This is a genomic window from Phaeobacter sp. JH20_37, assembly GCF_048056015.1.
Taxonomy (GTDB): domain Bacteria; phylum Pseudomonadota; class Alphaproteobacteria; order Rhodobacterales; family Rhodobacteraceae; genus Phaeobacter; species Phaeobacter bryozoorum.
Genome location: NZ_JAYMWW010000022.1, coordinates 44897 through 68002, shown reverse-complemented (window position 1 = coordinate 68002; position 23106 = coordinate 44897). Strand labels below are relative to the sequence as shown.

Sequence of the window (23106 nt, the reverse complement as noted above, 5' to 3'; positions counted from 1 at the left end):
CATGCCCATCACCCCAAAAGATGCCAGCGCCCGCGCCCGCGAGATCTGCCAGCTGGCCCCGATCGTGCCGGTGCTGGTTGTCCATGACGTCGCCCACGCCCGCCCGCTGGCCGAGGCCCTGGTCGCCGGTGGCCTGCCCGCGCTGGAGGTCACCCTGCGCACCCCCGCCGCGCTGGATGTGATTGCCGAAATGGCCAAGGTCGAGGGCGGCGTTGTTGGTGCCGGCACGCTGATCACGCCGGAGGATGTGACCCGCGCCGTCGCGGCCGGTGCGCAATTCGGCGTCTCCCCCGGCGCCACCGACACGCTGCTGGACGCGGCTGAGGCCGCCGGTCTGCCGATGCTGCCCGGTGCCGCCACCGCCTCCGAGGCGATGCGCCTTCTGGACCGCGGCTATGACATGCTGAAATTCTTCCCGGCTGAGGCCTCCGGCGGCGCTCCTGCGCTCAAGTCCATCGGCGCTCCCCTGCCGCAGATCAGCTTCTGCCCCACCGGCGGCGTCAGCCCGGACAATGCAGACAGCTACCTGTCGCTGTCCAATGTGGTCTGTGCCGGCGGCAGCTGGGTCGCCCCGTCCAAACTGGTTGAGGCAGGCGACTGGGACGGCATCCGCGACCTCGCCCGCGCTGCAAGCCAACTGGCACGCTGACCGCGCAGACCTGATGTCCCCCATCCCCCGCAGCCCCGTGCAATACGGCGCTGCGGGGCAGTCACGCCCCTATGGGTCTAGATCCAGATCGATCAGGCCGGATGGCCGCTGGATTTTGGCGCATCGTCGCAAATCTCGTACCAGCCAGGCTTCTCCGACACGAATTCATGAAACCGGTTTCTCGTCGCAATCTCGCTGTCCAGCGCATTTGCGGCAATCGGGAAACTGTCCTCCTCTGACAGGATCTCCCCAAGCGAGCTGCCGCAGACCCTGCAGAAACATCTGCCGTATTTGTAAGGCGCGGCTGGCTGGTACAGGGCCACCTGATCTTTGCCCTCAACCCAGCTCAGATCCTCCCGCTTGACAAAAACGATGGTGCTCGCCCCTGCCTTTCGGCAACGCGAACAATGGCAGGTCCCCATCATGGATGGTTCCGCCTTCAGTCGGAATTTGACCGTTCCACAGCAACAGCTCCCCTCAATCATCTGATAATCCTTCACTAGACAATTCATGAGAACATTACGTGAACATATGATGCCTGACAATCCCCAACGCAAAGCGCCACACCGGCAGTTGTGACCGGGTGGCGCCTCAGCAGATCAAATGTTGGATCGCGGCCCTAGCCCGCCAGCTCGTCGCGCCAGGGCGGATTGGCACCGGGGCGGGAAACGGTGACGGCGGCGGCCCGTGCACCGTAGCCCAGACAGGCCCGCAGCTGCTCCAGATCCATCGCGCCGCTGGCGGCATCCGCCAGCACGCCTGCCTCGCTCGCTGCCGCCAGAAAGCCTGCGTTGAACGTGTCGCCCGCGCCCACCGTATCGGCCACCTCCGCCGCCTGTGCGGGCACCTCCACCGTCGGGCCGGAGCGAAGATAGCCCTTGGCGCCCTTGCTGCCCAAGGTGAGGATCACCAAGCCGGGGCCCTGTCCTGCCTCTGCGGCCAGAACCTGCCGGATCTTGTCCTCAATCGCAGCGTCGCCCGGATAGATCCAGTGCAGATCCTCATCCGATACTTTGACGATCCCGGCCCCTGCCACCATCGCCGTGAGCCGCCTGCGATAGGCCGCCTCGTCGCTGGCAAACCCGGCCCGCACATTGGGGTCGATCATGATGATGCGCTGTCCGGTTTCCCGCGCGGCCAGACGCGCGTAGGTCTCAGCCGCCGCGCCGTTGCACAAGGATATCCCCCCGAAGAACAGCGTCTTGACCTGTTCCGGCAACTCGGGCAGCCGGTCCGGTCGCAGGCTGGCCCCGGCCGAATTCTCGTCAAAGAAATGATAGGCCGCATGGCCATCCTTCAGATGCACAAATGCCAGCGTCGTCGGCTGATCAGAGACCTCCGCCAGCGCGTGATCCACATGCGACGCATCGAGCGCCGACATCAGCTGCTGCCCGAAGAGATCCCGCGACAGGCCGGTGAACAGGCCGGTTGCCTGCCCCAGCCGCCCCAGAGCGATTGCGGTGTTGAACACCGCGCCGCCGCAATGGGGCACAAAACCGGTCTGCGCGTCCGCGCCGTCCACCATTGGCACGGCTCCCGCGACCGGTGCCGGGATCATGTCGATCAGCGCCTCGCCACAACACAGGATCATTCTGTCTCACCTTTCCAGATCACATCCGCAGGCAGCGCCGCCTCGGCGATACGATCGGCATTGACCATATCGTTGCGCTCGGCCCGTGCCTCGGCCTCGGCATCGCTCAGCCCATGGGCCTGCCAGCGCGCCACAAGCCGCTCCCGCAGCACCTCGCGCGGCACATCGACCCGGACCGACAGATCCCAGATTGCCGCCAGATCCCGCCAGACGGGCGCGTCGAACAGCAGGTAATTGCCCTCGACCACGGCAACCTCAACACCTGCATCAACCCGCGCTGCGCCTGCTATGGCGATATCCTGCGCCCGGTCGAACAGCGGATAGACCACCTCCTCCTCTGTCGCCATCGCCGCCATCAGCCGCTGAAACCCCGCCGCATCAAAGCTCTCGGGCGCGCCTTTCCGCGCCAGCAGATCCATTTCGGACAGCAGCCCGTTGTCCAGATGAAACCCATCCATCGGCACCACCGACGCCGGTGTGCCATTGGCGCAGAGCGCCCGCACCAACAGCTCCGCCAGAGTGGATTTGCCGCTGCCCGGCGCGCCCGCCAGCGCCACCAGACGGCGCGCGCGCCCATCGGCAACGGGCAGCGCCTGCACGGCGGTCACCAGATCCGCCAGATATGTCATGTCCCGTGTCATGCTGCTGTCAGATCCCCGGATGGGTCCTGCGCGCCAGTCATATAGGCCACGGCATCGGACATGCTGTGCTGTTTGGGGTCGATCACGCAAAGCCGCTTGCCCAGCCGATGCACGTGAATGCGATCGGCAACCTCGAACACATGCGGCATGTTGTGGCTGATCAGGATGATCGGGATGCCGCGCGACCGCACGTCCTGGATCAGCTCCAGAACCCGGCGGCTTTCCTTCACGCCCAGCGCCGCCGTCGGCTCGTCCAGAATAATCACCTTGGACCCAAAGGCCGCCGCCCGCGCCACGGCCACGCCCTGACGCTGACCACCCGACAGCGTCTCCACCGCCTGATTGATGTTCTGAATGGTCATCAGCCCCAGCTCATTCAGCTTGTCGCGGGCAATCTGCTCCATCCGCGCGCGATCCAGCTGCCGCAGCAGATTGCCCCGCCAGCCGGGTTTGCGCAGCTCCCGCCCCATGAACATATTGTCGGCAATCGACAGCGCAGGCGACATCGCCAGCGTCTGATAGACCGTCTCGATCCCCTCTTCGCGGGCATCAATCGGCGACTGGAACGCCACCTTTCGCCCCTCCAGCCAGACCTCGCCCGCATCGGGGATCACCGCGCCGGAGATCGCCTTGATCAGCGAGGATTTCCCGGCGCCATTGTCACCGATCACCGCCAGAATCTCCCCCGGCATCAGATCGAAATCGCAATGGTCCAGCGCCGTGACACGCCCATAGCGCTTTACCAGACCTCGGGCTTTCAAAATGGGTTCCATCAGACCGATACCTTTCTGATCCACTGGTCTACCGCCACTGCGGCAATGATAAGCAGGCCGATCAGCAGATAGGTCCACTGCGCATCCGCCCCCAGCAGGCGCAGCCCCAGGGTAAAGACGCCCACGATCAGCGCGCCGAAGAATGCCCCCAGGATCGAGCCGCGTCCGCCAAACAGCGAAATGCCCCCGATCACCACCGCCGTGATGCTCTCGATATTGGCGAGCTGTCCCGAGGTCGGCGAGACCGACCCGATACGCCCAATCATCGCCCAGCCTGCAAAAGCGCAGATCAGCCCCGACAGCATATAGACCGAGATCAACACACGGTTCACCTTGACCCCCGACAGCTCCGCCGCCTCCGGGTCATCGCCAACCGCATAGACATGCCGCCCCCAGGCCGTATGCCGCAGCACATAGGCCAGCAGAACCACCAGAATGACCAGGAAAATCACACCATAGGTGAAGACCGCACCACCAATCTTGATCTTCTCGCCAAACAGCTGCAACAGCGGCGCGTCGGTGGCGATCACCTGGCTGCGAATGGTCTCATTTGCGGAATAGAGGAAATTCGTCGCCAGCACGATCTGCCACATGCCCAGCGTCACGATAAACGGCGGCAGCTTCATCCGCGCCACCAGCCAGCCATTGATAAAGCCGCAGAGGGTGCCGCAGATCAGCCCGCAGACCACCGCGATTTCCGGCGGCACCCCGTAGCGAAAGGTGAACTGACCCATCACCACCGAGCTCAGCACCATGATCGCCCCCACCGACAGGTCGATACCTGCCGTCAGGATCACCAGCGACTGCGCGCAGGCCACAATGCCGACAATGCCCACCTGTTGCAGGATCAGCGTCAGCGCAAAGGGCGAAAAGAACTTCGAGCCCAGCAGCAGCCCAAAGACGATCACCGACAGCACCAGCACGATCAGCGGCACCAGCGATGGCGTCACATGCAGCAGATGCTGCAACCGGCTGATAAAGGAGGCCTCTCCCTGGTCAAAATCCGCAACGGCCTCGGGGCTGCCGCTGGCCGCCGCTTCATAGCTGTGGGGCGTGGTCATATCTGTCTCCGTAAGATCCGGCGTCCGATGGGCCTGACACCCACAGCCGGGGATGCGGCTGCGACAGGGATCGCAGCGGTGCAGAAGGGGCGATGTTTCCACCGCCCCCATGGCTCGCCTTGGCTAACAGCCCCTTGTCTGGCCTGCCTCTAAGGGGTGTGTCACCTGATCACCCCCAGCAGAGGTTCATGCCCTCTTCGGTGTCGATGCTCTCGACGCCCTCGGCAGGCTGATCGGTCACCAGCGCCACGCCGGTGTCAAAGAACGCCTTGCCCGGTGTCGGCGCAGGCTTCTCACCCGTGGTGGCCCAGGCGCTGATCGCCTCGATCCCCTTGGACGCCATCAGCAGCGGATACTGCTGCGAGGTCGCACCGATGACGCCGTCCTTGATGTTCTGCACGCCGGGACAGCCGCCATCGACCGAGACAATCAGCACGTCGTTTTCGCGCCCGATTGCCTTCAGCGCCTCATAGGCACCGGCAGCGGCGGGTTCATTGATGGTATAGACCACATTGATCATCGGGTCCTTCGCCAGCAGGTTCTCCATCGCGCGGCGACCGCCCTCTTCATTGCCTGCGGTGATGTCATTGCCGACAATGCGCGGATCGGTCTCATCGCCCCATTTGTTGGGATCGCCAAGATCAATGCCGAACCCTTGCAGGAAGCCCTGATCGCGCAGCACGCCCACGGTGGGCTGGCTGACAGCAAGGTCCAGCATCGCGATCTTGGCATTGGCCGCCTCATCGCCAAGGCTCGCCGCCGCCCATTTGCCAATCAGCTCACCAGCCAGGAAATTGTCGGTGGCAAATGTCGCATCGGCCGAGTCGATCGGCTCCAGCGGCGTGTCCAGCGCAATCACCACCAGCCCCGCATCGCGCGCCTGCTGCACCGCCGGTACAATCGACGAGGTGTCAGAGGCGGTCAGCAGGATGCCCTTGGCGCCATCGGCAATGCAGGTCTCAATCGCGGCAACCTGGGTTTCATGGTCGCCATCCACCTTCCCGGCAAAGCTCTTGAGCGTCATGCCCAGCTCCGCCGCCTTGGCCTCGGCGCCCTCTTTCATCTTGACGAAAAACGGATTGGTATCGGTCTTGGTGATCAGGCAGGCCGTCACACCCTCTGCGGCAAAGGCGCTGCCGGTCATGGCAGCAATTCCAACGGCTGTTCCCAGTAGGATCTTCTTCATGATGTCCTCCCTCAGCATCACAACGCAACAAAACAGGACGGGCAAACCGTCGTGTCGCCCATAGTGGGCCGTGATTCTGGCCTCCCTGTCAATATATAAATCAACTTGACTTATTAAGTCGATCTTCGCACTTTTCTTAGGTCTCAAAGCGTGATTAGGGTCCGCCGCATGGAACATGAGCAAGTCAGATCCCTGAGCGGCGGCGTCAATCAGACCGGCGTGCGCGTCTTCAACGAACGGCTGATCCTGTCCCTGCTGCAACGCCACGGCCCGATGCCCGGCAGCGCGCTGGCCCGTGGCACCGGCCTGTCGCCGCAGACTGTCTCTGTCATCCTGCGCAAACTGGAAACCGACGGGCTGTTGCAGCGTGGCGAAACGCAGCGCGGCAGGGTCGGCAAACCTTCGGTCCCGATGGGCCTCAACCCCGATGGCCTGTTTTCCTACGGGCTGAAAATCGGCCGCCGCAGTGTCGAAGTGCTCTTGATGGATGTCTGCGGTGCGGTGCGCCAGCAGCTGCGCCTGCGCTACCCCTATCCCACCCCCGCCGTGGTCTTTGATTTCCTGCGCGACAGCATCGCCCAGATGGAGGCCGCGCTGCCCGCAGACCTGCTGCCCCGCATCTGCGGCATTGGCGTGGCAGCCCCCTTTCAGCTTTGGACCTGGCACGCCCAGATCAATGCCCCGGCAGAGGCGCTTGCGGCTTGGCAAACGGTTGATTTCGCGTCTGAAATAGCGCGCTTCAGCACCCTGCCCGTACATGTCGTGAATGACGCCACCGCCGCCTGCCGGGCCGAGCATATGTATGGCCGAGGCAAGGCCTATCGCGATTATGCCTATTTCTTTGTCGGCGCCTTTATCGGCGGTGGCGTGGTGCTGAACCACCGCGTGCTTGAGGGCAATCAGGGCAATGCCGGCGCGCTTGGGTCCCTGTCGATGCTGGGTCCGGACGGGCAGGAAACCAAGCTGCTGGATCTCGCCTCCATCCATCTGCTCGAACAGCGGCTGCGCGATGCGGGCAAGGATCCCGGCCAGCTCTGGCAGCTGCCGATGCACTGGTCCGGGTTCGAGGCCGAGCTGACCCCCTGGCTCGATCAGGCCGCCGACGCCATCGCCCGCGCCAGCCTCGCCACCTGCGCGGTCATCGACTTCGAAGCGGTGCTGATCGACGGCGCCCTGCCCGACAGCGTGCGCAGCGCCCTGGTCGAGCGTACCCGCACAGCCTTGTCCACTCTCGACGCCCGTGGCCTGATCCTGCCGCGCATCGACCCCGGTGCCATCGGCCCCAACGCCCGCGCCATCGGCGCTGCCAGCGGTCCGATCATCTCGCAGTATCTGCTCGACACCAACTCGGTGTTCAACGCCGCCCTGTGATCGCCATCAGCCGCAACAGGCCCGCGCAAAGACATCATTGAGATAGGCTTGATCCGCGATCACAAACCGTGTCTCGCCAATCCGGTCAAAACCTTGCGACAGGTAAAACCCCTTGGCGGGCGCGTTCTCGGCATTGCTGGCCAGCCAGACGGATTGCACGCCCGCCGCCGCGCAATATTCCAGCCCCGCCCGCAGCAGCGCTGCACCAATCCCCCGCCCGTGGTGGCGCGGCTGCACATAGAGCGTTGTGATCTCCACGTCCGAACAGCCTGGCACAGGCCCCGGACTGCCCCGACTGATGCGGATATAGCCATCAATGCCGACCCGGTTCTGCGAGACGATAAAATGCTCCTGCGGATTGGCCAGATGCGCCTCAAACCGCGCCGCCGTTAGCTCTGCCAGTGCATAATCGGCAAAGAACCCGCTCACCCCTTCACGCAGATAGGTGCCAACCCAGACCTCCAGCGACAGCGCCGCCAGGCTGGAGGCATCCGCCACATCTGCAACCCGCAGAGTGAGATCTGGGTGGTCGGTCACGTCAATGGGTCCTTTCTCTCATCGGAAATTCAGCGTGGGAATATGATGGGCAAGGTTCTGGTTTGGCGCGGCCCGCGCCTGTCAGCCGGGCAAACGGCAGTCTACACCGTCAAATCTCCTCCACATCCATCACCCCGTCCAGCGACTTCAGCGCGCCTTTGATCTGGGGGTTGATGGGGAAGGGCTGGCCCAGATCCATCTCAACGTCGCCGGGCAGGCCGGGATCCTGCAGGTACATATAGACCTCCCCGCGCGAGGCGTTGCGGGCGGCTTTCTTGGCGTCTTCCAGCACCTGCGCCACCGTCGCCACTGCGCTTGCCTGCGAGATATAGACCCGCAGCGAACTGCGCCCGGCGTCAGCAATCGCCGCATCCACCGGCCCGACAGATCGCACCAGCAGTTTCAGCTGATCGCTTTCCATCGTGGCCTCGGCGGTGATCACCACCTTGGCGCCGGTTTCCAGAAATTCGCGCGATTTCTCCAGCACTTCGGAAAACAGCGTGACCTCATAGCCGCCGCTGGTGTCCGACAGCTGGGCAAAGGCAAAGCGATTGCCGCGCGCCGATTTGCGTTCCTGCCGCCCGGCCACAACCCCGGCCATCTTCGCCATGAAGGGACCGCGCTCGGCCTTGGCCGTGACCTCGTCCAGCGTCATCACATCCTTGCGTTTGAGCGCAGGCATATAGTCGTCCAGCGGATGGCCCGAGAGGTAGAAACCAATCGCCTTGAACTCCTCCGACAGCCGTTCGGCGGGCAGCCAGTCGGGCACGTTGGGCAGGCGCGGCTCCGGCAGGTCCTCGCCCGCCTCGCCAAACAGCGACACCTGGCTGGAATTGCGCTGATCATGCACCGCAGCGGAGTAATCCACCAGCGCGCCGAGGCTCTCAAACACCCGGCGCCGGTTGCTGTCCAGCTGGTCAAAGCCGCCCGCCCGCGCCAGCATTTCCAGCGGACGCTTGCCGACCTTTTTCAGATCCACCCGGCGGGCAAAATCAAACAGCGTGGCAAAGGGTTTGTCCTGCCCGCTCTCGCGCCGCGCCGTTGTCACCAGCCGCATCGCCTCGACACCGACGTTTTTCAGCGCGCCCAGCGCATAGACCAGCTCGCCCTTGACCACATTGAATGTCGCCTCGGAGCGGTTCACACAGGGCGGCACATAGGGCAGGCTCAGGCCTTTTTTGACCTCTTCGAAATAGATCGCCAGCTTATCCGTCAGATGGATATCACAGTTCATGACGCCAGCCATGAACTCCACCGGGTGGTTCGCCTTCAGCCAGCCGGTCTGGTAGCTGACCACCGCATAGGCCGCCGCGTGCGATTTGTTGAAGCCGTAGTTGGCGAATTTCTCCAGAAGGTCGAACACCTCCGACGCCTTCTTGGCAGGCACGCCGTTTTCTGCCGCCCCCTTTTCAAATTTGGGGCGTTCGGCGTCCATCGCCTCCTTGATCTTCTTACCCATGGCGCGACGCAGCAGGTCGGCGCCGCCAAGGGTATAATTCGCCATCACCTGGGCGATCTGCATCACCTGTTCCTGATAGACGATAATGCCTTGGGTTTCCTCAAGGATATGGTCGATCAGCGGATGCACCGACTGGATCTTGCGCAGACCATTCTTGACCTCGCAATAGACCGGGATGTTCTCCATCGGACCCGGACGATAGAGCGCCACCAGCGCCACGATATCCTCGATACAGGTGGGTTTCATGCGCTTTAGCGCATCCATCATGCCGGTGGATTCCACCTGGAATACCGCCACCGTCTTGGCCCGCGAATAAAGGTCATAGGTAACGGCATCGTCCAGCGGGATGGCGTTGATCTGGTTCTCCGCCCCCTCCGGCGGATCATAAAGCTGGGTGCCATCGGCGGCGACATGTAGATCGCGGCCCGACTGGAAAATCAGGTCCATCGCGTTCTGAATGACGGTGAGCGTCTTCAGGCCGAGGAAGTCGAACTTCACCAGACCGGCCTGTTCCACCCATTTCATGTTGAACTGGGTGGCGGGCATGTCGGAGCGCGGATCGCGGTAAAGCGGCACCAGCGCATCCAGTGGCCGGTCACCGATCACCACGCCCGCCGCGTGGGTGCCCGCTGATCGCAACAGCCCCTCAACCTGCATGCCGTATTTCAACAGCCGGTCGACAACCTCTTCGTTCTCCGCCTCCTCGCGCAGCCGCGGCTCTTCGCGCAGACTGTCCACAATCGACATCGGTTTCACGCCTTCGACCGGAATCAGCTTCGACAGCCGATCCACCTGGCCATAGGGCATCTGCAGAACCCGCCCCATATCGCGCACCGCCGCCTTCGACAGCAGCGCGCCAAAGGTGATGATCTGCCCCACCTTGTCGCGGCCATATTTCTCCTGCACGTATTTGATCACCTCTTCGCGGCGATCCATGCAGAAGTCGATGTCGAAGTCGGGCATCGACACCCGTTCGGGGTTGAGAAAGCGTTCGAACAGCAAGCTGTAGCGCAGCGGGTCAAGGTCGGTAATCGTCAGCGCATAGGCCACGAGCGAGCCCGCACCGGAACCCCGCCCCGGCCCCACCGGAATGTCGTGATCCTTGGCCCATTGGATAAAGTCCGCAACGATCAGGAAATAGCCCGGGAACCCCATCCCCTCGATGATGCCCAGCTCAAAATCCAGCCGCTCCTGATACTCCTCGACGCTGACGGCATGGGGGATCACGGCGAGACGTTTTTGCAGCCCCTCATTGGCGATGCGGCGCAATTCGGCCACCTCGTCATCGGCAAACTTCGGCAGGATCGGATCGCGCCGATAGGCCATGAAAGCGCAGCGTTTGGCGATCTCCACGGTGTTTTCCAGCGCCTCGGGCAGGTCGGCAAACAGCGCGACCATTTCCTCCTGGCTCTTGAAGTAATGCTGCGCGGTCAGCCTGCGGCGCGGCTCCACCTGATCGACATAGGCGCCTTCCGCGATACAGATCATCGCATCATGGGCCTCATACATTTCCGTGTTGGGGAAATAGACATCATTGGTGGCAACCAGCGGCAGGTCCATCGCATAGGCCATCTCGATATGGCCCCGCTCGGTCAGCTGTTCAGCTTCAGGCTGGCCGTGTTCGCCCGGATGGCGCTGCAACTCCACATAAAGCCGATCCGGAAAGATCGCTTTCAGCCGCTGCATCAGGGCCTCTGCCGCCGGGCGCTGCCCCTGCTGCAACAGCCGCCCCACCGGCCCGTCCGGCCCGCCGGTCAGACAGATCACATCGCCAGCATATTGCGCCAGCTCCTCCAGCGTCACATGCGGCAGCTCGCTGCCCTGCCGCAGATAGAGGCAGGAATTGAGCTTCATCAGATGCTCATAGCCGGTCTCGCTCTGCGCCAGCAGCACCAGCGGCGCTGGCGGTTTGGGCCGCTCGCCCGGGGCAGGCTCGGCAGACCGCAGATCGACCTGGCAGCCGATGATCGGCTGCACCCCCGCGCCACTGGCCGACACCGAAAACTCCAGCGCCGAGAACAGGTTGTTGCTGTCGGTCACCGCAATCGCGGGCATCTCGTGTTTTTTGCAAAGATCCGGCAGCTTCTTCAGCCGCAATGCGCCTTCCAGAAGCGAATATTCGGTATGGGTGCGCAGGTGAATGAATCGGGGAGAGCTTGTCATCCCGCCAAGCTAGCGTCAGCGCCGCCAAGGTTAAAGCGGTTCCGCACCGGAGGAGCCGCGACCCTGCCCATCCCCCGTTCCGCCGCGCAGGTTTCACCCGATGCCGCAATATTCAGCGATTATTATTCTGCTTTCTTTGAAAGTCTTATCGAACCCAACCATCAACGCCGCGACAATCTGACCTAAAGTCGTTCAAAAATAACAGCATACGCCGGTATTCAGCAAGGATCTTGCGCCCCGCGTCGACTCCATGGCAGAGTCACTTTTCCTTGCCAGAACAACAGCCTGCTTTCTAGGCTATCGGCAACGGAACCACCAAGGCCCGCCATGTCTTCTACGTCGCATCGAAGGGATGGCACCAAGGGAAAACCAGAGTAACGCGACGGGTTTCTGACATGACAATCACCTTTCGGCTGAACGGTGAAGAGGTCGCGCTGACGGAGGTTTCTCCGACGGCGACGCTGCTGGACTGGCTGCGCGAAGAGCGCGGGCTGACCGGCACCAAAGAAGGCTGCAACGAGGGCGACTGCGGCGCCTGCACCGTGATGGTGACCGACGCCAAAGGCGCCAAACCGCTCAATGCCTGCATCCTGTTCCTGCCGCAGCTGCACGGCAAATCCATCCGCACCGTCGAAGGCGCGGCCGGCCCCGATGGCCAGCTGCATCCGGTGCAGGAGGCGATGATCACCCACCACGGCAGCCAATGCGGTTTCTGCACGCCGGGGTTCATCATGTCGATGGTGACCGCCCACAAAAATGGCGCCTCGGATCACGACGACCAGCTGGCAGGCAATCTCTGCCGCTGCACCGGCTATGCGCCGATCATCCGCGCCGCCGAGGCCGCCAGCGCCGAACCCGTCCCCGACTGGATCCACGGCGAAGATGCCATCAGCCTGCCTGAAACAGGCGGCGATGCCACGTCTCTGCGCCCCACCTCCGCCGACCAGCTGGCCGCCGCCTATGCTGCCCGCCCGGACGCGACGCTGATTGCAGGCGCCACGGATGTCGGTCTCTGGGTGACCAAACAGCTGCGCGATCTGTCGGATGTGATTTTCCTCGATGGCTGCGATGACCTGAAAGGTATCTCCGAACAGCCCGACGGCAGCCTGCGTATCGGTGCGATGGTGGATATGAACCAGCTGCGCAGCGCCCTCGCCGCGCGGCATCCGTCTTATGGCGAAATGCTGCGCCGCTTTGCCAGCCAGCAGGTGCGCGCCGCCGCCACCATCGGCGGCAATATCGCCAATGGCTCCCCCATCGGGGACAATCCGCCTGCGCTGATCGCACTTGGTGCAACGCTGGAGCTGCGCAAGGGCGACAGCCGCCGCAGCCTGCCGCTTGAGGATTTCTTCATCGACTACGGCAAGCAGGACCGCCAGCCCGGTGAATTTGTCGAGGCGATCACCCTGCCCGCACGCCTGAAGGGGCAGACCGATGGCTTGCGCGTCTACAAGCTCTCCAAACGGTTCGATCAGGATATCTCCGCCGTTCTGGGGGCCTTTAACCTGACGGTCGACGCCGGCCGGATCACCGCCGCGCGCATCGCCTTTGGCGGCATGGCGGGCGTGCCCAAACGCGCCAGCCACGTGGAGGCCGCCCTGATTGGTCAAGACCTGTCGGCCGCAACACTCGCCACCGCGCGGGGCGAATTTGCCCGCGACTTCACCCCGATGAACGATATGCGCGCCTCTGCCGATTACCGGCTGGAGGCTGCGGCGAATATGCTCGCACGCTACTTTGACGATCTGGGCCAGACAAGCGCACCCACACATGTGCTGGAGGTGAAGTGATGGCTGTTGCAAAACCCCTCCCCCATGATGCGGCACGGCTGCATGTGACCGGTCAGGCGCGCTATGTCGATGACATCCCGACCCCGCGCGACACCCTGCATCTGGCCTTTGGCCTTTCGACCGTGGCCCATGGTGACATCACCGCACTGGAGCTGGACGCCGTGCGCCAGAGCAATGGCGTGGTTGCCGTGCTGACGGCGGAAGATCTGCCGTTTGACAATGACGTCTCGCCGTCTGCCCATGACGAGCCGCTGCTGGCCAAGGGGTCTGTCCACTATATCGGCCAGCCGGTGTTTCTGGTGGTGGCAACCTCCCATCGTGCTGCGCGGGTGGCCGCGCGCAAAGGTCAGGTCAGCTACGCCGAACGCCCGGCCCTCCTGACGTTGGAGGATGCGCTGGCCGCCGACAGCCGGTTTGAAGACGGCCCACGCATCTACAGCAAAGGCGACGCAGGCAGCGCCATCTCCGCCGCCGCCCATGTGGTCGAAGATACGTTCGACATTGGCGGGCAGGAGCATTTCTACCTCGAAGGTCAGGCCGCCCTCGCCCAGCCGCAGGAAGATGGCGGCATGCTGGTCAACTCCTCGACCCAGCACCCGACCGAGATCCAGCACAAGGTGGCCGAGGCCATCGGCCTGCCGATGCACAGCGTGCGGGTTGAGACCCGGCGCATGGGTGGCGGCTTTGGTGGCAAGGAAAGTCAGGGCAACGCGCTGGCCGTCGCCTGCGCCATCGCCGCACGCGCCACCGGTCGGACCTGCAAGATGCGCTATGACCGCGACGACGACATGACCATCACCGGCAAGCGTCACGCGTTTCGCATTTCCTACCGCGCGGGCTTTGACACCGAGGGGCGCATTCTGGGGGTTGAGTTCACCCATCTGGTCGATTGCGGCTGGGCACAGGACCTGTCGCTGCCGGTGGCCGACCGCGCCATGCTGCACAGCGACAACGCCTATGCAATCCCCGCGATCCGCATCGAAAGCCACCGGCTGAAGACCAACCGGCAGAGCGCCACCGCCTATCGCGGCTTTGGCGGTCCGCAGGGGATGGTCGGGATCGAGCGGGTGATGGATCACGCGGCCCATAAGCTAGGGCTGGATCCGGTCGATCTGCGCATGAAGAACTATTACGATGCCCCCCAAACGGCGGGCGACGGGGGCGCTGCCCCCCGGCCTGCGGCCTCCCCCCGGGATATTTCCGGCCAGAAGATATCCGGCCAGAAGACGGACAATACCACGCCCTACGGGATGGAGGTCACCGATTTCGAGCTGCACGGGATGACCCGGCAGCTGCTGGAGAGCGCGGATTATGCCGCGCGCAAGGCCGAGATCGCCAAATGGAACGCCGGAAATGAGCGGCTCAAGCGCGGGATTGCGTTTTCTCCGGTCAAATTCGGCATTTCCTTCACCCTCACCCATCTCAATCAGGCGGGTGCGCTGGTGCATGTCTATCAGGACGGCTCGGTCCATCTGAACCATGGCGGCACCGAGATGGGGCAAGGCCTGTTCCAGAAGGTGGCACAGGTGGCCGCCAGCCGTTTTGGCATCGGGCTGGAAAAGGTGAAGATCACCGCCACCGACACGGCCAAAGTGCCCAATACCTCGGCCACCGCCGCCTCCTCCGGCACCGATCTGAACGGGATGGCGGTAAAGGCCGCCTGCGACAGCATTCGCGACCGTATGGCCGATCATCTGGCCGAGCGCTATCAGGTCACCGCAGCGGAGGTGGTGTTTGCCGATGATGAGGTGCGGATCGGCGCCGAGGCCCTGCCCTTCGCCCGTGCAGCACAGATCTGCTATGAGGGGCGTATCAGCCTGTCGGCCACCGGGTTCTACAAGACGCCGAAACTGGAATGGGACCGCATTCAGGGCAAGGGGCGGCCGTTTTTCTATTTTGCCTATGGCGCTGCCATCACCGAAGTTGTCGTCGACCGCCTGACCGGCGAAAACCGCATTCTGCGCGCCGACGTGCTGCATGATGCCGGCGCCTCGCTGAACCCGGCGCTGGATATCGGCCAGGTCGAAGGCGCCTATGTGCAGGGTGCAGGCTGGCTCACCACAGAGGAACTGGTCTGGGATCAGACCGGCAATCTGCGCACCCATGCGCCCTCCACCTACAAGATCCCCGCCTGTTCGGATCGCCCCGATGTGTTCAACGTCGCCCTCTGGGACGGCGAGAACCGCGAGGACAGCATCTATCGCTCCAAGGCGGTGGGAGAGCCGCCCTTTATGCTGGGGATTTCCGCCTGGCTGGCGCTTGGTGATGCGGTCGGGCACTTCGCGCCCGCCTATCCTGCGCTCAATGCCCCCGCCACGGCGGAGGAGATCTGGCGCGCGGTGCGTCGCATCGCGCCGGGGGCCTGAGCCATGGGGTTCGATCTTCAGGATCTGCGCCGCAGGATCGGCGCCCATGGCACGGTGGTGCGGGTGGTGATTGCCGCCATCCGCGGCTCTTCCCCGCGTGAGGTGGGCGCCGCCATGCTGGTCTGGGACGACGGCCAGTCCGGCACCATCGGCGGGGGCGCGCTGGAGCATGAGGCCGCCGAGGCTGCCCGCCGCCAGTTGCAGGATGGCAAGACCCGTTTGCAGACCATCCGCGCGCTTGGCCCGGATCTGGGGCAATGCTGCGGCGGCTCCGTCACCCTGTGGAGCGAGATCTACCGCGCTGCCGATCTGGACCGGCTGGATGGCGATGTGATCCTGCGCGCCCTGTCCACCGAGCTGGGCGAGCCGGGCGAGCCACCCCTGGGCCTGCGCCGCAAGCTGGCGCTGGCCCGCAGCCAGGGGCAGCGGCCCGACGCGCAGCTGGCCGACGGCTGGCTGCTGGAACCGGTCCATCGTGCCGAAACCCCGCTGTGGATCTGGGGGGCGGGCCATGTCGGCCGCGCTCTGGTTGATGTGCTGGCGCCGCTGCCGGATCTCGACATCACCTGGGTCGATACCGGCCCTGACCGTTTTCCCGCCCAGATCCCGCCCTCAGTCACCATGGTTCCGGCGGCGGAACCTGCGGCACTGGTGCCGCATGCCCCTGAAAATGCACGGCATTTGGTGCTTACCTATTCCCATGCGCTGGATCTGGCGCTATGCCACGCCTTATTGCTGCGCGGCTTTGCCTTTGCCGGGGTAATCGGATCTGCCACCAAATGGGCACGGTTCCGGTCGCGGCTGGCGGATCTTGGCCACCGGCCCGAGCAGATCGCCCGGCTCACCTGCCCGATCGGGGATCCCGGCCTTGGCAAACATCCGCAGATGATTGCGGTCGGGGTCGCGGCAGAGCTCTTGCGGATGGGCGCAACAGACGAGTTGAAGAAGGACAGACGCGCGTGACCCAACCTCTCCTGAGCCTGCAAGGTTTGACAAAGGCCTATCCTGGTGTTGTTGCCAACGATACGGTCTCCTTTGATATCGGCGCGGGAGAGGTTCATGCCCTGCTCGGCGAAAACGGCGCCGGGAAATCGACGCTGGTCAAGATGATCTACGGGCTGGTGAAACCGGACAGCGGTACCATGCTGCTGCGCGGCGCCCCCTATGCCCCGGCCGAGCCGCGACAGGCACGGGCGGATGGCATCGCGATGGTGTTTCAGCATTTTTCGCTGTTTGACGCGCTGAACGTGGCGGAGAACATCGCCCTTGGCATGGAACAGCCGCCTGCCCTGCGCGATCTGGCCAGCCGCATCCGCGAGGTTTCGGAAACCTATGGCCTGCCGCTGGATCCCTATCGCACAGTGGGCGATCTCTCTGCCGGCGAACGCCAGCGGGTGGAGATCATCCGCTGCCTGTTGCAGGACCCCAAGCTGCTGATCATGGATGAGCCGACCTCGGTTCTCACCCCGCAGGAGGTGGATATCCTGTTCCAGACCTTGCAGAAGCTGCGCTCCGAAGGCACCTCGATCCTCTATATTTCGCACAAGCTGGAAGAGATCCGCACGCTCTGTGATCACGCCACCATCCTGCGGCTGGGCAAGAATGTCGGCGAATGTGTCCCCTCTGAAACCTCGGCCCGCGATATGGCCGAGCTGATGGTGGGCACCGCGCTGCAGACACCGGAGCGCGCGGGCCGCGATCTGGGCGATGTGGCGCTGGATATCACCGGCCTGTCGGTGCCTGCGCCCTCGGCCTTTGGCACGGCACTGAAGAATGTGCATATGACCGTCCGCAAGGGCGAGATCCTCGGCATTGGCGGGGTGGCGGGCAATGGCCAGGACGAGCTTCTAGGCGTTCTGTCCGGCGAAACCACCACCGCTGCCGATGCGGTCAAGATGCATGGCGCGCCGGTCGGCCACCTTGGCCCTGTTGCGCGTCGTCGCCTGGGTATTCTGGCCGCGCCGGAGGAGCGTCTCGGCCATGCCGCCGCACCGGATATGAGCCTGACGGAAAATGCCATGCTGACCGCCGCCACCCGCGAAGGCCTGTCCAGCAACGGCTTTCTGAAATGGGGGCTGGCCAAGGAATTTGCCGAAAAGGTCATCAAGAATTTCGACGTGCGCACCCCCGGACCTGAAAACGCGGCGCGTTCGCTGTCGGGGGGCAATCTGCAGAAATTCGTCATTGGCCGCGAGGTGCTGCAAAACCCGGAGGTTCTGGTGGTGAACCAGCCGACCTGGGGTGTGGATGCCGCCGCCGCCGCCGCGATCCGCCAGTCGCTGCTGGATCTGGCCGCCGGGGGCACTGCGGTAATCTGCATCAGCCAGGATCTGGATGAGCTGATGGAGATTGCCGACAGTTTTGCCGCCCTGAACGAAGGCCGCCTGAGCGCGCCGCGCCCCACAACCGGGCTGAGCGTCGATGAAATCGGCCTGATGATGGGGGGAGCACATGGGATGGAGGTCGCGCATGTCTAGCCTCGCAGCCGGGCGTGCCCATCCCGGCCGCAGCGCGGGCTGCCGGGTCGGGAGTGTGAGTATTTTTGGAAAGATGACAGGCACGCAGGCACAGATCTGCGACCGGGGGGGACAACAACAATGATCCGGCTAGAAAAGAGACCACAGCCCTCGCGGGTCTGGTCGATGGCGACGCCGCTGGTGGCGGTGCTGGCGACCATGATCGCGGGCGGGCTTTTGTTTGCGGCCCTTGGCAAGAACCCGGTTGAGGCGATCCGCACCATTTTCTGGGATCCGCTGTTTGGCGAATTTGCTTTTTACTACCGCCCGCAGCTGTTGGTGAAGGGCGCGCCACTGGTGCTGATCGCCATCGGCCTGTCCTTGGGCTTTCGCGCGGGTATCTGGAACATCGGCGCCGAGGGCCAGTATATCATGGGCGCCATCTGTGGCGCCGGGGCTGGCCTTGCCTTTTACCCTACAGACTCGGCACTGATCTTTCCCTTGATGGTGGTGGCAGGCGCGCTGGGGGGCTGGGCCTGGGCGATGATCCCCGCAGTGCTGAAAACGCGCTTTGGCACCAATGAGATCCTGGTCTCGCTGATGCTGGTCTATGTGGCCGAGCAGTTTCTCGCCTCGGTCTCGCTGGGATTGCTGAAAAACCCCGAGGGCTTTGGCTTTCCCGGCTCGCGCAACCTGCAATCCTGGGACAGCGCCCATAACGCCGAGCTGATCACGGGCACCGGCATGCACTGGGGTGTTGTGGCGGCGCTGATCGCGGTGATCTTTGCCTATGTGCTGCTCAACCGTCACATGCTGGGTTATCACATCCGCCTGACTGGCGAGGCGCCACGTGCCGCGCGTTTTGCGGGCGTGAACCCCACCCGGCTGGTGCTGTTCTGCCTTGGCACCTCTGGCGCGCTGGCGGGTCTTGCGGGGCTGTTTGAGGTCTCCGGCCCCTCTGGCCAGATCTCCATCGATTTCAACGTGGGCTACGGGTTTACCGCCATTATCGTTGCCTTCCTGGGCCGGTTGCACCCTGTCGGCATCCTGCTGGCGGGTGGTCTGATGGCGCTGACATATATCGGCGGCGATATCGCCCAGTCCAACATGGGCCTGCCTTCGGCGGCGATCCAGGTGTTTCAGGGGATGCTGTTGTTCTTCCTTCTGGCGCTGGATCTCCTGACCAATTTCCGCATTGCGCTCAGCAAACCCGAGGTGGTGTGACATGGATCTTTCTGCAATCAACCCGGTCCTGCTCATCGCCTCGCTGATGGTGGCGGCCACACCGATCCTGATCGCTGCCATTGGCGAACTGGTGGTGGAGAAATCAGGCGTTCTGAACCTTGGCGTCGAAGGCATGATGATCACCGGCGCCATCGCAGGCTTTGCCACCGCGGTGGAGACCGGCTCGCCCCTGATCGGGTTCCTTGCCGCCGCTGTTGCCGGGGCAGCGCTGTCGGTTCTGTTTGGCTTTCTGACCCTTGTGGCGCAGGCCAATCAGGTGGCCTCCGGTCTGGCGCTGACGCTGTTCGGCCTCGGCCTGTCGGCGCTGATGGGGCAATCCTACGTCGGTGTGAAACCGCCACAGATGAGCGACATCCACATCCCCGTCCTGAGCGACCTGCCGGTGATTGGCCCGATCCTCTTTGGCCATGACATCATCCTCTATTTCGGCATCGCGCTGACCGCCGCAGTCTGGGCGCTGCTGAAATTCTCTCGCGCCGGACTGGTGCTGCGCGCGGTGGGGGAAAACCACGATGCTGCCCATGCGCTGGGGTATAAGGTGATCCGCATCCGCCTGATGGCGATCATGTTCGGTGGCGCCTGTGCCGGTATCGGCGGGGCCTACATCAGCCTTATCCGGGTGCCGCAATGGACCGAAGGCATGACCGCGGGCGTGGGCTGGATTGCGCTGGCGCTGGTGGTCTTTGCCAGCTGGAAACCCTGGCGCGCACTCCTTGGTGCCTATCTTTTTGGCGGCGTCACCGTGGTGCAGCTCAATCTGCAAGCGGCAGGCGTTGCCATCCCGGTGGAGTATCTGGCAATGTCGCCCTACGTGATCACAATTATCGTGCTTGTCATTCTTTCGGCGGACAAAAGCAGCGCACCTGCCGCCCTTGGCCGCAACTTCCACGCCTCCCGCTGACGGGGGGCTTTTCACTGCCCCGCTGTCGGGGCCAATAGATGCAACTGGGGAGAACCTGATGAAACTGACCAACCTTCTGACCAGCGCCGCCGTGGCGCTTGGCCTGGCCACCGGTGCGGCCTTGGCCGAGGACAAGACCAAAGTGGGCTTTGTCTATGTCGGCCCTGTCGGTGACGGTGGCTGGACCTATGAACACGATCAGGGCCGCAAGGCCGTGGTTGCGGAATTCGGCGACAAGGTCGAAACCGTCTATGTCGAGAACGTCGCAGAAGGCCCCGATGCCGAGCGCGTGATGACCCAGATGGCGCTGGAAGGTGCGGATCTCATCTTCACCACCTCCTTTGGCTACATGGATCCCACCATCAACGTCGCCAAGAAATTCCCGAACGTGAAGTTCGAGCACGCCACCGGCTACAAGCGCGCCGACAACGTCTCGACCTACTCCGCCCGCTTCTACGAGGGGCGCGCGGTTCAGGGCCACATTGCCGGCCATATGACGGAGTCGAACATCATCGGCTACATCGGCTCCTACCCGATCCCCGAAGTGATCCGCGGCATCAACTCGGCCTATCTGCACGCCAAGAAGGTGAACCCTGACGTCCAGTTCAAGATCGTCTGGGCCTTCACCTGGTTTGATCCCGCAAAAGAGGCTGATGCCGCCAAGGTGCTGATCGAACAGGGGGCTGACGTGATCCTGCAGCACACCGATTCCACCGCACCGCAGGCCGCCGCACAGGCCGCAGGCAATGTGATCACCTTTGGTCAGGCGTCTGATATGGCCGAATACGGGCCCAAGCCGCGCGTCTCCTCGATCATCGACAATTGGGCACCCTATTACATCGCCCGCACCAAGGCCGTGATCGACGGCACCTGGACAAGCAGCGACACCTGGGACGGTATTGGCGCCGGCATGGTTGGCATCGGTGAAATCTCCGATGCGGTTCCCGCTGATGTGAAAGCCTCCGCACTGGAGCTGAAAGCCGCGCTGGCCGATGGCTCCTACCACGCCTTCACCGGCCCGATCAAAAAGCAGGACGGCTCCGACTGGCTGGCCGAAGGCGAGACCGCCGATGACGGCACCCTGGCCGGCATGAACTTCTACGTCGAAGGCCTGGAAGGCGACATTCCGCAATAAGCGGCCACCGCCTTCAGATGACCCGCAGCAGAAAGGCCCGCCAGTCCGGCGGGCCTTTTTCATAGCGGCCGTCGCTGTTCCTCTCGCGCGACCGCAGGGCAAATGCCGCCGTCTAGATGCTGCCCGCCGTTTCAATGACAAGCGCCCGCACCGGCCCGTCGGGATGCGCCACATGTTCATCGCCGCTCTCGGCATGAAAGATGTCACCCGGCAGCAGGCGCAGGATACGCTCGGCCCCGTCGATGCGAACATGCATGTCGACCTCTCCGTCCAGCACGACAAAGACCTCAGGGCCATCGTTGACATGCCATTTATACGGCGCGTCGGTCCAATGCAGCCGCACGGTTGCATCGCTTATGCGTTCGATATCCAGCGCGTCCCAGGCCTTTTCGCCCGTAAACGCCGTTGCGGTGATCTTCTTCATGCCCTACCCCCGGCTGCTGTGGTTGATGTGGTTCATCTCAACTGCGATGTTAAGGCTGCGGCAACGGATCGGATACTTGCGGTCCGACGTGATCAGCCTGCCAATCGGGGAATTCAACGTGGATCGGACGGACAAACGGATATTGGCGGTTCTGGAACGGAACGCCCGCACCAGCGCTGCCGAAATCGGGCGCCAGATCGGCCTGTCCCGGACCGCGGTTCAGGACCGGCTGTCGAAGCTTGAGACACGTGGCGTGATCAGCGGATATCGGGTTCAGCTATCAGAGCCTCAGGACGACCTGATCCGGGCGGTCCTCTTCGTCAGAATTGCGGTCCGCCCATGCACCGATGCGCTGACCTGGATGGCCTCGCTCGAGGGCGTGCAGGAGGTGCTGTCTCTGTCCGGTGAGATCGACGCCATCGTCAGATGTGCCGTGCCGGATGTCGCCGCGCTGACGGCGCTCAATGACAGGATCGGGGCCAGCGACTGGATTGCCGGTTCGAACTCGAACGTGGTGCTGCGCACCCTCCGATAACCCCGCGCAGATGCCGGCCGCAGATCTCGGGTCCGCTCCCGCGTCCGTTCATGGGCCGAACCTCAAAGCGCGCGCGGCCCTGCCCGTCATCTTTCCATAAATACTCAAACCGCCCCGGCAGCGGCGCTGCCCTTTAGTCGCGGCGAAACACCCGCAGCGCCAGGAGCACGCGGGAGGTGGCGGTCACCAGACAGAGCGCGCCAAACACCCAGGCCATCGGTGCAAACCACGCAGGCAGCAGGCACAAGAGCACGAAAAAACCGATCGTCTCCGCCCCCTCCAGCAGACCGCCGGTGAAATAAAGCGTTTTGACCCCGCGCGCCGTGCTTGTCATCTTGTGTTTCTCCGCCAGCACCGCATAGCCGAGGAAACTGGTGCCATTCACATAGAAGGTCATCAGCAAGAACGCCCCGGCCACGCCATTCTGCGCAGGATCCGCCAGCACAAAGGCAAGGGGGACCGCACCGTAGAACAGGAAATCGCAGGTGATATCGAGATAGCCGCCAAAATCGCTTGGCTCGCTGGCGCGTGCCACCGCGCCGTCCAGACCATCGGCCAGCCGCGACAGAAGCAGCGGCAGCAGCGCCAGCGCAAAGAGCGAACAGGCGATCATCCCGGCCGCCAGCAGCCCCAGCGCCAGCCCAAGAAGCGTCACCTGATTGGCACTGATGCCCGCGCGCGCGATGACCTGCCCCTGGGCATTCAGCATCGGGTCGATCAGCGGGCGAATTTTTGAATCGAACATACTCTCCCCTACCCTGCGCACCGGGGCTTTGCCACTCACGATTATGATAGGGCAGAGCCGGTGTCTCGCGCAGATCTC

At 63.6% G+C, this 23106-nt stretch carries 20 protein-coding genes; 10 read left to right on the top strand and 10 right to left on the bottom strand.

Features of this window, described 5'->3' with window-relative positions:
• The first annotated feature begins 1 nt into the window (after window position 1).
• Window positions 2–649 (top strand): bifunctional 4-hydroxy-2-oxoglutarate aldolase/2-dehydro-3-deoxy-phosphogluconate aldolase, encoded by a 648-nt coding sequence (gene eda / locus VWZ87_RS18460; RefSeq protein ID WP_416536588.1) that lies wholly within the window; start codon window positions 2–4, stop codon window positions 647–649.
• Between the two features lie 92 nt (window positions 650–741).
• Here eda and VWZ87_RS18455 read toward each other — a convergent pair whose 3' ends face one another.
• The 6 genes from VWZ87_RS18455 to VWZ87_RS18430 all read right to left on the bottom strand — a co-directional run bounded on the left by VWZ87_RS18455 (window position 742) and on the right by VWZ87_RS18430 (window position 5901).
• Window positions 742–1134 carry a GFA family protein gene (locus VWZ87_RS18455; protein WP_416536587.1) on the bottom strand — a complete coding sequence of 131 codons (393 nt, stop codon included), beginning with the start codon at window positions 1132–1134 and terminating at the stop codon, window positions 742–744.
• 134 nt (window positions 1135–1268) lie between these two features.
• Window positions 1269–2240 (bottom strand): carbohydrate kinase family protein, encoded by a 972-nt coding sequence (locus VWZ87_RS18450; RefSeq protein WP_416536586.1) that lies wholly within the window; start codon window positions 2238–2240, stop codon window positions 1269–1271.
• A complete protein-coding gene (locus VWZ87_RS18445; RefSeq protein ID WP_416536585.1) occupies window positions 2237–2881 on the bottom strand; it encodes a nucleoside/nucleotide kinase family protein in 645 nt (214 codons plus the stop codon). The genes VWZ87_RS18450 and VWZ87_RS18445 overlap by 4 nt, the downstream gene beginning before the upstream one ends.
• The gene (locus VWZ87_RS18440; protein WP_340547453.1) at window positions 2878–3654 is read right to left on the bottom strand and encodes an ATP-binding cassette domain-containing protein; all 777 of its coding nucleotides are present in this window, start codon (window positions 3652–3654) and stop codon (window positions 2878–2880) included. Before VWZ87_RS18440 ends, VWZ87_RS18445 begins: the two co-directional genes overlap by 4 nt.
• On the bottom strand, window positions 3654–4715 hold the full coding sequence (locus tag VWZ87_RS18435) for an ABC transporter permease (RefSeq protein WP_340547454.1): 1062 nt from the start codon (window positions 4713–4715) through the stop codon (window positions 3654–3656). Before VWZ87_RS18435 ends, VWZ87_RS18440 begins: the two co-directional genes overlap by 1 nt.
• Before the next feature lie 169 nt (window positions 4716–4884).
• Window positions 4885–5901 carry a sugar ABC transporter substrate-binding protein gene (locus tag VWZ87_RS18430; protein ID WP_340547455.1) on the bottom strand — a complete coding sequence of 339 codons (1017 nt, stop codon included), beginning with the start codon at window positions 5899–5901 and terminating at the stop codon, window positions 4885–4887.
• A 168-nt stretch (window positions 5902–6069) separates the two neighbouring features.
• Here VWZ87_RS18430 and VWZ87_RS18425 point away from each other — a divergent pair, with 168 nt between their 5' ends.
• Entirely contained in the window at window positions 6070–7272 is a 1203-nt protein-coding gene (locus VWZ87_RS18425; protein WP_416536584.1) for an ROK family transcriptional regulator, read from the top strand.
• A 6-nt stretch (window positions 7273–7278) separates the two neighbouring features.
• On the opposite strand, the gene VWZ87_RS18420 is transcribed toward VWZ87_RS18425, so the two are convergent.
• Window positions 7279–7809 carry a GNAT family N-acetyltransferase gene (locus tag VWZ87_RS18420; RefSeq protein ID WP_416536583.1) on the bottom strand — a complete coding sequence of 177 codons (531 nt, stop codon included), beginning with the start codon at window positions 7807–7809 and terminating at the stop codon, window positions 7279–7281.
• Between the two features lie 109 nt (window positions 7810–7918).
• Window positions 7919–11431: a DNA polymerase III subunit alpha gene (gene dnaE, locus VWZ87_RS18415; protein ID WP_416536582.1), complete on the bottom strand. Its 3513-nt coding sequence runs from the start codon at window positions 11429–11431 to the stop codon at window positions 7919–7921.
• Between the two features lie 395 nt (window positions 11432–11826).
• Here dnaE and xdhA point away from each other — a divergent pair, with 395 nt between their 5' ends.
• The 7 genes from xdhA (at window position 11827) to VWZ87_RS18380 (ending at window position 21324) form a co-directional block, all read left to right on the top strand.
• Window positions 11827–13221, top strand: coding sequence for a xanthine dehydrogenase small subunit (xdhA, locus tag VWZ87_RS18410; RefSeq protein ID WP_416536581.1), 1395 nt, complete (start codon window positions 11827–11829; stop codon window positions 13219–13221).
• Window positions 13221–15587: a xanthine dehydrogenase molybdopterin binding subunit gene (gene xdhB, locus VWZ87_RS18405; protein ID WP_416536580.1), complete on the top strand. Its 2367-nt coding sequence runs from the start codon at window positions 13221–13223 to the stop codon at window positions 15585–15587. Before xdhA ends, xdhB begins: the two co-directional genes overlap by 1 nt.
• A gap of 3 nt (window positions 15588–15590) precedes the next feature.
• A complete protein-coding gene (xdhC, locus tag VWZ87_RS18400) occupies window positions 15591–16550 on the top strand; it encodes a xanthine dehydrogenase accessory protein XdhC (RefSeq protein ID WP_416536579.1) in 960 nt (319 codons plus the stop codon).
• Window positions 16547–18064, top strand: a complete 1518-nt coding sequence (locus VWZ87_RS18395) for an ABC transporter ATP-binding protein (RefSeq protein ID WP_340547462.1) — start codon at window positions 16547–16549, stop codon at window positions 18062–18064. Before xdhC ends, VWZ87_RS18395 begins: the two co-directional genes overlap by 4 nt.
• 120 nt (window positions 18065–18184) lie before the next feature.
• On the top strand, window positions 18185–19267 hold the full coding sequence (locus tag VWZ87_RS18390; RefSeq protein WP_416536578.1) for an ABC transporter permease: 1083 nt from the start codon (window positions 18185–18187) through the stop codon (window positions 19265–19267).
• A 1-nt stretch (window position 19268) separates the two neighbouring features.
• On the top strand, window positions 19269–20189 hold the full coding sequence (locus tag VWZ87_RS18385; RefSeq protein ID WP_340547464.1) for an ABC transporter permease: 921 nt from the start codon (window positions 19269–19271) through the stop codon (window positions 20187–20189).
• 58 nt (window positions 20190–20247) lie between these two features.
• A complete protein-coding gene (locus VWZ87_RS18380) occupies window positions 20248–21324 on the top strand; it encodes a BMP family ABC transporter substrate-binding protein (RefSeq protein ID WP_340547465.1) in 1077 nt (358 codons plus the stop codon).
• A 112-nt stretch (window positions 21325–21436) separates the two neighbouring features.
• Here VWZ87_RS18380 and VWZ87_RS18375 read toward each other — a convergent pair whose 3' ends face one another.
• Window positions 21437–21748, bottom strand: coding sequence for a cupin domain-containing protein (locus VWZ87_RS18375; protein WP_340547466.1), 312 nt, complete (start codon window positions 21746–21748; stop codon window positions 21437–21439).
• Between VWZ87_RS18375 and VWZ87_RS18370 the strand changes: the two genes are divergently transcribed.
• Window positions 21747–22283 carry an Lrp/AsnC family transcriptional regulator gene (locus VWZ87_RS18370; protein WP_231739530.1) on the top strand — a complete coding sequence of 179 codons (537 nt, stop codon included), beginning with the start codon at window positions 21747–21749 and terminating at the stop codon, window positions 22281–22283. The two genes, VWZ87_RS18375 and VWZ87_RS18370, sit on opposite strands and share 2 nt — an antisense overlap.
• Window positions 22284–22416: 133 nt before the next feature.
• On the opposite strand, the gene VWZ87_RS18365 is transcribed toward VWZ87_RS18370, so the two are convergent.
• Entirely contained in the window at window positions 22417–23028 is a 612-nt protein-coding gene (locus VWZ87_RS18365; protein ID WP_416536577.1) for a CDP-alcohol phosphatidyltransferase family protein, read from the bottom strand.
• Window positions 23029–23106: the final 78 nt, after the last annotated feature.

Bases quoted from the DNA above. Each gene is read 5' to 3' on its own strand.
- eda (WP_416536588.1), top strand. From the start codon at position 2: ATGCCCATCACCCCAAAAGATGCCAGCGCCCGCGCCCGCGAGATCTGC.
- VWZ87_RS18455 (WP_416536587.1), bottom strand. From the start codon at position 1,134: ATGATTGAGGGGAGCTGTTGCTGTGGAACGGTCAAATTCCGACTGAAG.
- VWZ87_RS18450 (WP_416536586.1), bottom strand. From the start codon at position 2,240: ATGATCCTGTGTTGTGGCGAGGCGCTGATCGACATGATCCCGGCACCG.
- VWZ87_RS18445 (WP_416536585.1), bottom strand. From the start codon at position 2,881: ATGACACGGGACATGACATATCTGGCGGATCTGGTGACCGCCGTGCAG.
- VWZ87_RS18440 (WP_340547453.1), bottom strand. From the start codon at position 3,654: ATGGAACCCATTTTGAAAGCCCGAGGTCTGGTAAAGCGCTATGGGCGT.
- VWZ87_RS18435 (WP_340547454.1), bottom strand. From the start codon at position 4,715: ATGACCACGCCCCACAGCTATGAAGCGGCGGCCAGCGGCAGCCCCGAG.
- VWZ87_RS18430 (WP_340547455.1), bottom strand. From the start codon at position 5,901: ATGAAGAAGATCCTACTGGGAACAGCCGTTGGAATTGCTGCCATGACC.
- VWZ87_RS18425 (WP_416536584.1), top strand. From the start codon at position 6,070: ATGGAACATGAGCAAGTCAGATCCCTGAGCGGCGGCGTCAATCAGACC.
- dnaE (WP_416536582.1), bottom strand. From the start codon at position 11,431: ATGACAAGCTCTCCCCGATTCATTCACCTGCGCACCCATACCGAATAT.
- xdhA (WP_416536581.1), top strand. From the start codon at position 11,827: ATGACAATCACCTTTCGGCTGAACGGTGAAGAGGTCGCGCTGACGGAG.
- xdhB (WP_416536580.1), top strand. From the start codon at position 13,221: ATGGCTGTTGCAAAACCCCTCCCCCATGATGCGGCACGGCTGCATGTG.
- xdhC (WP_416536579.1), top strand. From the start codon at position 15,591: ATGGGGTTCGATCTTCAGGATCTGCGCCGCAGGATCGGCGCCCATGGC.
- VWZ87_RS18390 (WP_416536578.1), top strand. From the start codon at position 18,185: ATGATCCGGCTAGAAAAGAGACCACAGCCCTCGCGGGTCTGGTCGATG.
- VWZ87_RS18385 (WP_340547464.1), top strand. From the start codon at position 19,269: ATGGATCTTTCTGCAATCAACCCGGTCCTGCTCATCGCCTCGCTGATG.
- VWZ87_RS18380 (WP_340547465.1), top strand. From the start codon at position 20,248: ATGAAACTGACCAACCTTCTGACCAGCGCCGCCGTGGCGCTTGGCCTG.
- VWZ87_RS18370 (WP_231739530.1), top strand. From the start codon at position 21,747: ATGCCCTACCCCCGGCTGCTGTGGTTGATGTGGTTCATCTCAACTGCG.
- VWZ87_RS18375 (WP_340547466.1), bottom strand. From the start codon at position 21,748: ATGAAGAAGATCACCGCAACGGCGTTTACGGGCGAAAAGGCCTGGGAC.
- VWZ87_RS18365 (WP_416536577.1), bottom strand. From the start codon at position 23,028: ATGTTCGATTCAAAAATTCGCCCGCTGATCGACCCGATGCTGAATGCC.